Below are 11839 nucleotides of genomic sequence, written 5' to 3' on the forward strand. Positions count from 1 at the left end.
AAGCTTCCTCCGCGCTTCTCGCTCCGACGCGAAGACGGCTCCTTGCGGTGTGTTGGCGACGAACCGGACGTGGGCGCGCCCTCAGGCAAGCGTCCTGATGGAATTGCTGATACTGCGCGCGCAATCGATCACCGCAGGCGCCAGCCGCGCTTCCGCGTCCGCCAGCGTCCAGCGGCTCGTCGGCGCGACGACGTGAACCGCGCCGACCGGGCGGCGCTCGCCGTCGAGCACCGCCGCCGCGATGGTCATATCGCCGATAAACAACTCTTCGCGGTTCGACGCATAACCGTTGCGCCGCCCAAGCACAAGACGCCTCCCGATTTCCTCAAGATCCGTGACGGTGTACTGCGTGTGCGTCACGCGGTCGCTGGCCGCCAGCAGCGCGCGTGACTCGTCGTCCGGCAGCGCCGCGAGATAGGCCCGCCCCGACGCCGTGCAGTACATTGGAATACGGCTACCTATGGGCATGTGGATCGGCACGAATTTCATGCACACGAACCGCGCCACGTAGACCATGTCGAGGCCATCCGGCTCGGTCAGATTGGTCGTCTCGCCGATGACATTGGTGAGTTCGGATAGAAACGGGTTGGCGACGTCGATCAGCGTGTCGGCGGCAAGATAGTTGAAACCGATTTGCATCACACGCGGCGCGAGCTGATACCGCTTCGTACGCGGATGCTTTCTCACGTAGCCGAGCTTCTCCAGCGTGTAGATCATGCGCTGCGCAGAGCTTTTGGTAATCGACGTCGCCTCCGCGACTTCCGGCAGCGTCATCGAACGGCGTTGCGCGCTGAACGCGCGCAGCACCGCGATTCCTTTCTCCAGCGACTGATTGAACAGCGCATCCGGCGTCTCATCCGGATCCAAAAAGGCCTTCGGCCGCGCGCCGGACGTCTTGCGTGTCATGGAATTACCCAATTGTTTAGGTGTGACATCGAGACTAGCATATCGCATATCGATATTCAAGTTACGCTAATCGATATTTTTGATTCGAATATCATAGTGAAACCGATGGTTGCCGATATTCCTGTCGGCCCTCGCCAACCCCGTGGAGAGACTCATGTTCCAGTTCGCCAAACGCTTCGCTAGTGTCTTTGCAACAGGATTGCTGCTCGCCGGCGCGCCGGCCTGGGCGGTTGCCGCCACCACCTACGAGGTCGGTTCGACGGCCACCGGCGTGCCGTTCACCTTTCTCGACGTAAAGAGCAATTCGATCCAGGGGCTGCTAGTCGATGCGATCACGGCAACGGGCAAGGCGGCGAGCTTCGATGTGAAGATCGAGCAGACCACGTTCTCGTCGCTGATTCCGTCGCTGACCACCAAAAAGATCGACATCATTTCAGCAGCCATGCTGAAGACGCCGGCGCGCGAACAGGTCGTGGATTTCTCCGATACGGTCTATTCGTATGGCGAGGGCCTGATCGTTCGCGCGGACGACAAACGTCAGTACACGTCCATGGACGATCTCAAGGGCGAGATCGTCGGCGCGCAGGTCGGCACCGCGTTCGTCGACGCCTTGAACAAGAAGGGCATCTTCAAGGAAGTGCGCACTTACGATTCGGTCGCCGACATCATGCGCGACGTCGCATTGGGCCGTATCAAGGCGGGCTTCGGCGATCATCCGATCATTGCCTATCAGCTTCAGCACAATCCGAATCCGCAACTGCGCCTCGTCAGCGGATATCAGCCTTCGGTGAAAGGCCAGTTGTGCTTCGTCGTGCGCAAGGGCGACACGGCCACGCTGGAGCAGTTGAATGCCGGCATCAAGAAGATCAAGGCCGACGGAACGCTTACGCAGATCGTCAAGAAGTGGCAGGTGGAATGACGCCGTTTTCAGAATAAGGACTGCCCGCCATGTTCTTCCAGAACGCCGTTGAATTCCTGCCGATCCTGCTGAAAGGCGCGGTCGTCACGATCGAGATCACTTTCTGCTCGTTCGTCCTGAGCACCGTGCTCGGGTTGCTGCTCGCGCTGATGCGCGTGTCCGACAACCGCGTCCTGTCGAACACGGCCGCAACTTTCATCAACGTGATTCGCGGACTGCCGATCATCGTTCAGCTCTTCTATATCTACTTTGTGCTGCCCGATCTCGGTGTGCAGTTGTCCGCCTTCCAGGCCGGGTTTATCGGCCTCGGTATTGCGTACTCGGTGTATCAGGCGGAGAACTTTCGCGCGGGCATTCAGGCGATCGATCACGGGCAGATCGAAGCGGCGCAGTCCATTGGCATGCGCGGCACGATGATCATGCGGCGCGTGGTGCTGCCGCAAGCGTTCCGGATCGCGCTGCCACCGTACGGCAACACGCTCGTGATGATGCTCAAGGATTCGTCGCTCGCCTCGACGATCACGGTCGCCGAAATGACGCGTGCCGGGCAGCTCATCGCATCGTCCACGTTTCAGAACATGACGGTTTTCACGCTGGTCGCGCTGCTATATCTCGGACTCAGCCTGCCGCTCGTCTATGGATTGCGGCGGCTCGAACGCCGCCTTGGACTGAAGGGAAAACGATGATCAAGGTCGACTCGATTCACAAGCGATTTCACGATCAGCACGTGCTGAAGGGGGTCAGTCTGAATGTGGAACGCGGCCAGGTGGTATGTCTGATCGGTCCATCGGGCTCGGGCAAATCCACGCTATTACGCTGTATCAACGGGCTGGAACGGCATGACGCCGGAGAGATCACCGTCGAGGGTCGCACCGTCGACGCAAAATCGAAACAGATCCACGAACTGCGCGCGCAGGTCGGCATGGTGTTCCAGCGTTTCAATCTGTTTCCGCATCGCACGGCGCTGGAAAACGTGTTCGAGGGTCCCGTGTTCGTGAAGAAGCAAGCGCGCGCTCAGGCACGCGAGCACGCGCGGCATCTGCTCGACAAGGTCGGGCTTGCGCATCGTATGAACGCGCATCCGGCGGAACTGTCGGGCGGACAGCAGCAGCGCGTGGCGATCGCGCGAGCGCTGGCCATGGAGCCCAAAGCGATTCTCTTCGACGAACCCACCTCGGCGCTCGACCCGGAACTGGTCGGCGAAGTGCTCGGCGTGATGCGCCAACTGGCCGACGACGGCATGACGATGATCGTCGTCACGCATGAAATGGCGTTTGCGCGCGAAGTGGCCGACCGTGTGTGTTTTCTTCACGACGGCGCGATCCATGAAGAAGGCAGCGCGGCCGAGTTGTTCGACCGTCCCCGCCATGCCCGCACGCGCGAGTTTCTCGGCAAGATGCCCGCGCTTGCCGAAGCGCCCCGGATTTGAAGACCATCATGAACCTGGCTGAAGTTGAAGTCGCAAAGCCGTTGCCGCCCTCGCTGTGGGCAGCGACGGCGGAACCCGCAGTTGTAACGCCTCGGCTCGATAGCTCGACGGTCGTAGACGTGACGATCGTCGGCGCCGGCTATACCGGGTTGTCGACGGCGTTGCATCTGGCGGAGCAGGGCTTGCGCGTCTGCGTGATCGACGCCAACGAGCCCGGCTGGGGAGCGTCCGGCCGGAATGGCGGCCAGGTTATTCCCGGCCTGAAATACGATCCCGATGAACTCATCCGACGCTACGGTCCGCACGACGGCAACGCGCTCGTGCAAATGGCGGGCGGTGCTGCTGATACGGTTTTCGATCTGGTCGCGCGCCACGGCATTCGCTGCGATGCAACGCGTGCGGGCTGGATTCAGCCGACCCATTCGCACAAGCTGCTGAAGACGCTGTACGCTCGCGCAGGACAGTGGGAAGCGCGTGGCGCGCCGGTCGAGTTGCTCGACCGTGCGCAGGTATCGAAACGGCTCGGCACTGACGCGTTTGTCGGCGGCTGGGTCGATCGGCGCGCAGGCAGCGTGCAACCGCTGAGTTATGCACGCGGCCTTGCGCGCGCGGCGCAAGCGGCGGGCGCTGAGATTCATGGCGGGACTCGCGCCGCGGGCGTCGAGCGCGGCGCGAACGGATGGCGCATTCGCACGGCGCATGGTCCGGTCATCGAGTCGAAACAGGTGCTGCTCGCCACCAACGGCTATACCGACGGACTCTGGCCGCGACTGGCGCAATCGGTGATCGCGGCAAACAGCTTCATTGTCGCGACGAAGCCGCTGGCGGACGATGTCGGCGCAACGATTCTGGCGGGCGGCGAAGTGACTTCCGATTCGCGGCGTCTGCTGCTGTACTTTCGCAAGGATGCGGATGGACGTTTGCTGATGGGCGGGCGTGGACCTTTTCGCGACCCTCGCAGCGCCGGGGATTGGGTGCATCTCGAGCGTGCGGCCCAGTTGATGTTTCCACACATCAAGGACATCGAGTTTGAATTCCGATGGGCTGGTCGCATCGCCATCACACGCAATTTTTTGCCGCACGTGCACGTGCCGGCAGAAGGCATGACTATCGCTCTCGGTTACAACGGACGCGGCATTGCGATGGCGACAACGCTCGGGAAGCATCTGGCCGCTTTAATCGGCGGGACGACGCGCGGATTACCGCTTCCGCCGACGTCGATCGAGCCAGTTCCATTTCACGCGTTGCAGCGGCTCTATATCAGTGCGGGAGTGGCGTGGTATGGACTGCTCGACGCGCTGTCATGAGCGCTCCGATTGATAAACGGCGCGCTGACGCACGTCGTTTGGTGACAGTGCTGGAACTGGCGGCCAATGCCGACGCCTGCCGCGCTTCCCAAGCGACGACGGTGCTCGCTGGAGCCCATTGTCGATGGTTGCCGCGATGGCGATGATACGCACCGAGCTTGCCGGGTCGAGCGTGTTGCCGTCGATGCGCGGGAATGCCTGCAACGCCTGAAGTGCGGTGGGTCTCGTCAAACCAGTGCTACCGAGGCAGGCGATTTGCCCGTCGAGTCTTGTCAGACACGACGCAAGTACCGCTGCACCAGCAATCCCCCCAGCGTCATCAGCCGGCGTGCCGCAACAACCCACGCAACGACTGTTCAGTTTCCGCACACATAACCGCAACCGCACCACGACCGGCGCAGCCCCGCCGGGTGGGAACAAACCCGTATAGCCCCATTTCCCCGCCCCTGCCTACCCTCGCCCGCATGCCGGTCGACACCCAAGTCCCCAACCAACACCCGATCCGGCCGATCCGAATGTCCTCAGGAGCGTAAATGGATAGCAGCATCAGCACCAATACCGCACTATTCAACGCCGACGTCTGGTGCGGCAAGACTTTCAACGGACGCTGGCACGCGAGCCCGCTCTCGGCCGACGTGATCGAACCAGCGACCGGCAACACGCTCGGCCGCATCGGCCTCGCCGACAGCACAGCCATCGCCGACGCGTCGGCCGCCGCGCATCGCGCGCAGCCCGCATGGTTCGGCCTGCCGTACGACGAGCGTGCGGCGGTCCTGCGTCGCGCGGCGGCCGTCGCCGAAACGCACTTCGATGCGATCGTCGACTGGCTCGTCCGCGAAAGCGGCTCGACGCGCGCGAAGGCGTCGTTCGAAACGTCGGTCACGATCAAGGCACTGCACGAAGCGGCCGGGCTGCCGTCACGAGCGGCCGGCGAAGTGCTGCCGTCGGCGGCCGGCCGGCTGTCGCTCGCGCGTCGCCGCCCGCGCGGCGTGGTCGGCGTGATCTCGCCGTTCAATTTCCCGCTGTACCTCGCGATGCGCGCGGTCGCGCCGGCGCTCGCACTCGGCAACGCCGTCGTGCTGAAGCCCGATCCGCGTACCGCCGTGTGCGGCGGCGTCGCGATCGCACGCGTGTTCGAGCTCGCCGGCTTGCCGGCCGGCGTGCTGCACGTGCTGCCCGGCGACGGCGCGGCCGGTGCCGCGCTGGTCGCCGATCCGCATGTCGCGATGATTCAGTTCACCGGCTCCACCGCGGCCGGGCGCAAGGTCGGCGAAGCGGCCGGCCGCCATCTGAAGAAGGTGTCGCTGGAACTCGGCGGCAAGAATTCGCTGATCGTGCTCGACGATGCCGATCTCGACCGCGCGGTCGCGAACACCGCATGGGGCGCGTATCTGCATCAAGGCCAGATCTGCATGGCAACCGGCCGCGTGCTGGTGCAGCGCGCGATTCACGACCGCTTCGTCGCGAAGCTCGTCGAGAAGGCGCAAAGCCTACGTGTCGGCGATCCGGCCACCGGCGACGTCGGCCTCGGCCCGCTGATCAACGCCGCGCAACGCGACCATGCGGCGAGCGTGGTCGACGCGGCTCGTCGCGCCGGCGCACGCGTCGAGACGGGCGGCGGCCATCGCGACCTGTTCTTCGAGCCGACCGTGCTGAGCGGCGTCGCGCCTGGCAATCCGGCGTTCGACGAGGAAATCTTCGGGCCGGTCGCGATCGTCGTGCCGTTCGATACCGACGAAGACGCGATCGCGCTCGCAAACCGCACCGAGTACGGGCTGTCGATGGCGATCCTGTCCGCCGACGTCGGCCGTGCGCTGAGGATCGGCGAGCGGCTGAACACCGGGCTGCTGCACATCAACGACCAGACGGTCAACGACGAAGCGATCAACCCGTTCGGCGGCGTCGGCGCATCGGGCAATGGCTCGAGCATCGGCGGTGCGGCAAACTGGGAAGAATTCACGCAGTGGCAGTGGCTGACGATCAAGGGCGAAGCGCCGCTGTATCCGATTTGACGAGGAAACCGACCATGTATACCGAAAACGATACGCGCGCCGTCACCGCGGCCGTCGCCCGCGCCGCCGGCGCGCCCTTCTCGATCGAGCCGGCCCGGATCCGCGCGCCGCGCGGCGACGAGGTGCTGGTGCGCGTCGTCGCGACGGGCCTGTGCCACACCGACCTGATCGTGCGCGACCAGTACTATCCGGTGCCGCTGCCGGCGGTGCTCGGTCATGAAGGCGCCGGCGTGGTCGAGGCAGTCGGCCCGAACGTGAAGATGCTCGCCGCCGGCGATCACGTCGTGCTGACCTACGGCGCGTGCGGCCATTGCGCGTCGTGCGTCGGCGGTCACGGCGCGTATTGCCGGCAGTTCTTCGCGCTGAACTTCGGGGGTGCCGATGCCGACGGACAGACGGCCCTCCGCGACGCAGCGGGCGAACCGCTGCACGATCATTTCTTCGCGCAGTCGTCGTTCGCGAGCTACGCGCTCGCGCGCGAGAACAACGCGATCAAGGTGCCGAAGGAAGCGCCGCTCGAACTGCTCGGCCCGCTCGGCTGCGGGATCCAGACCGGCGCGGGCGCGGTGATCAATTCGCTCGCGGTACGCACGGGCAGCAGCTTCGCGAGCTTCGGCGCCGGCGCGGTCGGCATGAGCGCCGTGATGGCCGCGCGTATCGCCGGCGCGACGGCGATCATCGCCGTCGACATCGTGCCGTCGCGGCTCGCACTGGCGCTGGAGCTCGGCGCGACGCACGCGATCAACAGCAAGGAAGTCGACGTCGCCGACGCGATCCGCGAGATCACCGGCGGCGGCGTCGACTACGCGCTCGAATCGACGGGGCTGCCGGCCGTGCTGTCGCAAGGGATCGACGCGCTCGGCTCGCGCGGCACGATAGGCGTGGTCGGCGCGCCGAAGCTCGGCACGAAGGCCGAATTCGACGTGAACAGCCTGCTGCTCGGCGGCCACACGATCCGCGGGATCGTCGAAGGCGACAGCGTGCCGCAGACCTTCATTCCGCAACTCGTGCAGCTGCATCTGCAAGGCCGGTTCCCCTTCGACCGGCTGGTGAAGTTCTATCCGCTCGAGCAGATCAACCAGGCCGCCGCGGACAGCAGCAGCGGCATCACGCTCAAACCGATCCTACGGTTGCCGCATTGAGCGCGGGGCACCGCCGGCGGCATCCCGATGCAAATCGGGCAACCCGCTGCGTGCGCCCTTGCACGGCATGAAGATACCCCGCCTCGAGCACCGGGCTATATTACGCATTCGCGCGACACGCCGGCCGGCATGCCCGGCCCGGCCATTCGACCCACATGGAGCGCATGTGTGAATACAGCCCCTGAATCTCCTGCACGGCTGGTCGACCTCGACCGGCTCCGCGCCCGGTTCGCGGCGGGCGAGCCGCTGCCCGAAACTGCTCTGCCGGCCAGCGTCGCGCGCTCGTGGCTGCGTTCGCGCGACGCCGGGCTGCGGCCATGGCAACACGCCCGCTATGAAATGCAGCGCGAGCTCGACGAATCGCGCGCGGACCGGCGGCTCTACCGTTGCGTCGCGCAGGAAATCGAGCCGCTGTGGGCCGCGTTCGGCGGCCGCGAGTGGACGATCTTCTGCGTCAATCCGCGCGGCACGATCGTGCATGCGCGGCGCAGCCCGCAATGCGACGACGCGCTGCTGACGCCGATCGTGGCCGGTCGCCGGATCGTCGAACCGAACATCGGCACGACCGCGCCGAGTTGCGTGATTCACGACGGCGCCGAGGCCGTCGTCGCGGGCGCCCAGCACTATCTCGACGAGTTCTCGCGGGTATTCTGCCTCGCGGTGCCGCTGGTCGGCCTCGACGGTGAAGTGATCGGCGCGCTCGACATCACCGGCATCGGCCGGCGCAACGTCGCGCAGCTGCGCGAGCAGTTCCGGCACGCGGCGCTGTCCGCCGAGCAGCGGCTGTATGCGATGTTGCGCGACTGCCATCTGCTGCAGGTCCAGCACGATCCGCGCTGGCTCGGCACGCCGCTCGCCGGCGTCATCGCGCTCGACGGCGCGGGCCGTGTGCGCGCGGTGAGCCGGCTTGCACGGCAGATGCTCGATCTCGCGCCCGCAGGGCCGGTCGCGCCGTATGACCTCCGGCAACTGTTTCCCGGCGCGACGCCCGCGCAACAGCGTCGTTTGCTGACACCGGCGCGCACGCCGCAGCGAATCGCGCGCGACGATGGTAGCCACGTATGGGTGCGCACGCTGCGCGCGCCGCTCGATCGGGCGACGATGTCGCGCCACGCCGATGTGCTCGAAGACGCCGCCGATGTGTGCACCGCGGCGCCGGCCGCGAGCCCGCAGGCAAGCCTGCACGAACAGTCGCTCGAAGCCATCCGCCGCGCGCTCCGCGAACACGACGGCAATGTGTCGGCGGCCGCGCGGCAACTCGGCATTTCACGCACGACGCTGTACGCGAAGCTCAAGCGGCTCGAAGCTGCGGGGATCGGGACTGACGGGCTGCATTGACGCGGCGTGCAACGTGCGGTGTGCGGTGTGCGGTGTGCGGTGTGCGGTGTGCGGTGTGCGGTGTGCGGTGTGCGGTGTGCAACGTGCAACGTGCGGCGATGAGCATGAAACGATGGCGGCCACGCCATCGCCCTGCCCGATTCCTTGCGAACCCGATCGCCGCCGTCGCATCCCCCGTCGCGAATGGCTTGCTCGGATCGCCGCCGGGTCATCGCGAACCCGCCGCCGCAATCGTCGAGCACGACAGGTCGATGCCGCTATGGCGGCGTGATCGCGATCGCCGGCGCGACGGTGAATCAGCGCGCTACGCCACCGCCCGCCGCTCATGCAGCCGCAACGCGGCCCACGCGATCCCGGCCGAGAAGATCCCGACCACCCCGCCGAACGTGCCGATCCACGGCAGCCCGAACGCGCCGGCGATATGGTTGCCGAGCAGCGCGCCGGCGCCGATCCCGACGTTGTACAGCCCGGAAAAGATCGACACGGCGAGATCGGTCGCCTCGGGCGCCAGCTTCAGCACCCACGCCTGCATCGCGAGACCGAAGCAGACGATCGCGCCGCCCCACACCAGCGTGTGAACGGACAGCGTGACGATGTTCAGCGCGCTCGGGAACAGGATCAGCAGACAGGCCGACAACGCGATGATCGACGCGATCAGGAAATCGGCCGGCCGCTCCGGAAACACGCGGTTGAAGCAGAGCGCGGCCGGCACGCCGGCGACGCCGAACAGGATCAGCACGTAGGTAATCCGGCTGCTGCTCGCATGATTGACGCTCTGCACGAACGGCTCGATGTACGTATACGACGTGAAGTGCGCGGAAATCACCAGCACGGTGATCGCGTACAGCGACACCAGCGCCGGCTTGCGCAGGAACGTGCCGATGCTCGCGAGCGAGCCGGCGCCCTCGCTGTGGAGCGTCGGCAGCGTCATGCGCAGCGCCAGCAACGCGACGGCCGCCGCGCCGCCGATCACGAGGAACGTGACGCGCCAGCCGAGCGCCTCGCCGATCACGCGCCCGAGCGGAATGCCGGCGACCATCGCGGTCGCCGTGCCCATCGCGAGCAGGCCGAGCGCGCGGCTTTTGCGGTCGCTCGGCGCGAGCCGCACGGCCAGCGGAACGGAAATCGACCAGAACACCGCATGCGCGCACGCGATGCCGAGCCGGCCGAGCATCAGCACCGTGAAATTCCACGCGACGCCGGTGAGGACATGGCTACCGATGAACACCAGCAGCGCGCAGCTCAGCAGCTTGCGGCGCTCGACGTGACGCGTGACGAACGTCAGCGGCAGCGACACGACGGCGACGGCCCACGCGTAGATCGTCAGCATCAGGCCGACGGCGGTCGGCTGCATCTGCAGGCTGTCGCCGATCGCGCTCAGCAGCGCGACGGGCACGAATTCGGTGGTATTGAAGATGAAGGCAGTGAGTGCCAGGGCCAGAACGCCCCACCACGACTGTTCGGAACTGACGGCGTCCGGGGTTGCCATACGGGAATTCGACGAAGGTTGGTGGCGCGGGCAGCCGGCCCGGCGCATCGGCGCGATTGTACCAGCGGCGCTTGAAACGCCGCTCCCGGCCGCGATGCGCGAACACGGCGATGACACGGCCGTGCGCCGATAATGTGTCGAATCCGCTTTCCCCGAACGAATCGCCCGAATGCCATCGGGCCAGGAGATTTACATGCGCATTGAAACGTCATTTCTGTTCGATCTCGACGGCACGCTCGTCGACAGCGTCTATCAGCACGTGCTCGCGTGGAAGGAAGCGCTCGATGCCGAGGGCATCGAGCTGTCGGTGTGGCGCATCCACCGCAAGATCGGGATGAGCGGCGGCCTGTTCCTGAACCAGCTGCTGCGCGAGACGGCCGGCGACATCGACGCCGAGCGCGTCGAGCGGCTCGCGCGGCTGCATGCGGCCGCGTACCAGCGGTTGCGCGCGCAGGTCCGGCCGCTGCCGGGTGCGCGCGAGCTGCTGGGCGCGCTGACGAATGCCGGCATTAGCTGGGCGATCGCGACCAGCGGGCGGATGGAAACCGCCGCGATCAATCTGGAGGCGCTCGGCGTCGATCCGGAGAAGAACGTGGTCGTCACGCGCGACCAGGTGAAGTACGCGAAGCCGGATCCCGACCTGTTCCTGACCGCCGCCGCGAAACTGAACGTGCCGATCGAACATACGGTCGTGGTCGGCGACAGCATCTGGGACATGCTCGCCGCGAGCCGCTGCCGGGCGCTTGGCGTCGGGCTGCTGTCGGGCGGTTACGGCAGCGACGAGCTCGAACGCGCGGGCGCGCTGCGCGTGTATGACGATCCGGCGGATCTGCTGTGGCATCTGGATGAGATCGCGGCGCGGCCGTAACGCCTGAATCGTCCGGCCGACCCGCATCGGCCGGGTCTCCGCGATCGCCTTCCCCAGCTTCGTTCCCGTCGGGCACGCGCCTCCATGCCGGACGCGCGTGCGAACACCGTGCCGGTGGAATCAGTCGTCGTCGACGCGCTTGTCGACCAGATAGCGCCCGCGCTCGACGCCCGCCCGCAGCGCCTCGTCCTCGGTCAGCCACTCCGTGCCGGCCGGCTCCGGTACGTACAACTCGATGCGCGCGCCGTCGACATACACCTGCACCTCGTCGTCCCACGCCCCCCGCGCGTTGCGGCGCGCCCATACGCGAATCTCGTGGCCGCGATACGGGTCGCGAACCTGTGCGTCCTGTTGATGCTGCATCCTGGCCCCCTGTACTTATCTGCGATGAAGATGCAAAAAATGCGCGCCGCATGATCGCCGTGCGCG

At 66.1% G+C, this 11839-nt stretch carries 11 protein-coding genes; 8 read left to right on the plus strand and 3 right to left on the minus strand.

What is annotated here, in order from left to right; translation table 11 throughout:
- Positions 1 to 81 precede the first annotated feature (81 nt).
- Complete coding sequence (locus tag BAMB_RS27775; protein ID WP_011660481.1) at positions 82 to 906, minus strand: IclR family transcriptional regulator; 825 nt, start codon at positions 904 to 906, stop codon at positions 82 to 84.
- Positions 907 to 1060: 154 nt separating this feature from the next.
- On the opposite strand from BAMB_RS27775, the gene BAMB_RS27780 reads away from it, so the two are divergent.
- From BAMB_RS27780 to BAMB_RS27810, 7 genes are all read left to right on the plus strand, one after another.
- Positions 1061 to 1825 carry an ABC transporter substrate-binding protein gene (locus tag BAMB_RS27780; RefSeq protein ID WP_011660482.1) on the plus strand — a complete coding sequence of 255 codons (765 nt, stop codon included), beginning with the start codon at positions 1061 to 1063 and terminating at the stop codon, positions 1823 to 1825.
- 29 nt (positions 1826 to 1854) lie between these two features.
- Positions 1855 to 2511 (plus strand): amino acid ABC transporter permease, encoded by a 657-nt coding sequence (locus BAMB_RS27785; RefSeq protein WP_011660483.1) that lies wholly within the window; start codon positions 1855 to 1857, stop codon positions 2509 to 2511.
- On the plus strand, positions 2508 to 3254 hold the full coding sequence (locus BAMB_RS27790; protein WP_011660484.1) for an amino acid ABC transporter ATP-binding protein: 747 nt from the start codon (positions 2508 to 2510) through the stop codon (positions 3252 to 3254). Before BAMB_RS27785 ends, BAMB_RS27790 begins: the two co-directional genes overlap by 4 nt.
- 8 nt (positions 3255 to 3262) lie before the next feature.
- The gene (locus BAMB_RS27795; protein WP_011660485.1) at positions 3263 to 4561 is read left to right on the plus strand and encodes an NAD(P)/FAD-dependent oxidoreductase; all 1299 of its coding nucleotides are present in this window, start codon (positions 3263 to 3265) and stop codon (positions 4559 to 4561) included.
- Positions 4562 to 5094: 533 nt separating this feature from the next.
- Positions 5095 to 6573, plus strand: a complete 1479-nt coding sequence (locus BAMB_RS27800) for a benzaldehyde dehydrogenase (RefSeq protein WP_011660486.1) — start codon at positions 5095 to 5097, stop codon at positions 6571 to 6573.
- Between the two features lie 14 nt (positions 6574 to 6587).
- A complete protein-coding gene (locus tag BAMB_RS27805) occupies positions 6588 to 7715 on the plus strand; it encodes an NAD(P)-dependent alcohol dehydrogenase (protein WP_011660487.1) in 1128 nt (375 codons plus the stop codon).
- A 168-nt stretch (positions 7716 to 7883) separates the two neighbouring features.
- Positions 7884 to 9053 (plus strand): helix-turn-helix domain-containing protein, encoded by a 1170-nt coding sequence (locus BAMB_RS27810; RefSeq protein WP_011660488.1) that lies wholly within the window; start codon positions 7884 to 7886, stop codon positions 9051 to 9053.
- 304 nt (positions 9054 to 9357) lie between these two features.
- Here BAMB_RS27810 and BAMB_RS27815 read toward each other — a convergent pair whose 3' ends face one another.
- Positions 9358 to 10542, minus strand: a complete 1185-nt coding sequence (locus BAMB_RS27815) for a sugar transporter (RefSeq protein WP_041491741.1) — start codon at positions 10540 to 10542, stop codon at positions 9358 to 9360.
- A gap of 193 nt (positions 10543 to 10735) precedes the next feature.
- Between BAMB_RS27815 and BAMB_RS27820 the strand changes: the two genes are divergently transcribed.
- Positions 10736 to 11410, plus strand: a complete 675-nt coding sequence (locus tag BAMB_RS27820) for an HAD family hydrolase (protein ID WP_011660490.1) — start codon at positions 10736 to 10738, stop codon at positions 11408 to 11410.
- A 120-nt stretch (positions 11411 to 11530) separates the two neighbouring features.
- Here BAMB_RS27820 and BAMB_RS27825 read toward each other — a convergent pair whose 3' ends face one another.
- Complete coding sequence (locus BAMB_RS27825) at positions 11531 to 11773, minus strand: DUF6566 family protein (RefSeq protein ID WP_011660491.1); 243 nt, start codon at positions 11771 to 11773, stop codon at positions 11531 to 11533.
- Positions 11774 to 11839 lie beyond the last annotated feature (66 nt).

The sequence above is a fragment of the Burkholderia ambifaria AMMD genome (assembly GCF_000203915.1).
GTDB classification, from domain to species: Bacteria; Pseudomonadota; Gammaproteobacteria; order Burkholderiales; family Burkholderiaceae; genus Burkholderia; species Burkholderia ambifaria.

Excerpts from the sequence above, each read along its gene's own strand:
- BAMB_RS27775 (WP_011660481.1), bottom strand. The coding sequence starts at position 906 with ATGACACGCAAGACGTCCGGCGCGCGGCCGAAGGCCTTTTTGGATCCG.
- BAMB_RS27780 (WP_011660482.1), top strand. The coding sequence starts at position 1,061 with ATGTTCCAGTTCGCCAAACGCTTCGCTAGTGTCTTTGCAACAGGATTG.
- BAMB_RS27785 (WP_011660483.1), top strand. The coding sequence starts at position 1,855 with ATGTTCTTCCAGAACGCCGTTGAATTCCTGCCGATCCTGCTGAAAGGC.
- BAMB_RS27790 (WP_011660484.1), top strand. The coding sequence starts at position 2,508 with ATGATCAAGGTCGACTCGATTCACAAGCGATTTCACGATCAGCACGTG.
- BAMB_RS27795 (WP_011660485.1), top strand. The coding sequence starts at position 3,263 with ATGAACCTGGCTGAAGTTGAAGTCGCAAAGCCGTTGCCGCCCTCGCTG.
- BAMB_RS27800 (WP_011660486.1), top strand. The coding sequence starts at position 5,095 with ATGGATAGCAGCATCAGCACCAATACCGCACTATTCAACGCCGACGTC.
- BAMB_RS27805 (WP_011660487.1), top strand. The coding sequence starts at position 6,588 with ATGTATACCGAAAACGATACGCGCGCCGTCACCGCGGCCGTCGCCCGC.
- BAMB_RS27815 (WP_041491741.1), bottom strand. The coding sequence starts at position 10,542 with ATGGCAACCCCGGACGCCGTCAGTTCCGAACAGTCGTGGTGGGGCGTT.
- BAMB_RS27820 (WP_011660490.1), top strand. The coding sequence starts at position 10,736 with ATGCGCATTGAAACGTCATTTCTGTTCGATCTCGACGGCACGCTCGTC.
- BAMB_RS27825 (WP_011660491.1), bottom strand. The coding sequence starts at position 11,773 with ATGCAGCATCAACAGGACGCACAGGTTCGCGACCCGTATCGCGGCCAC.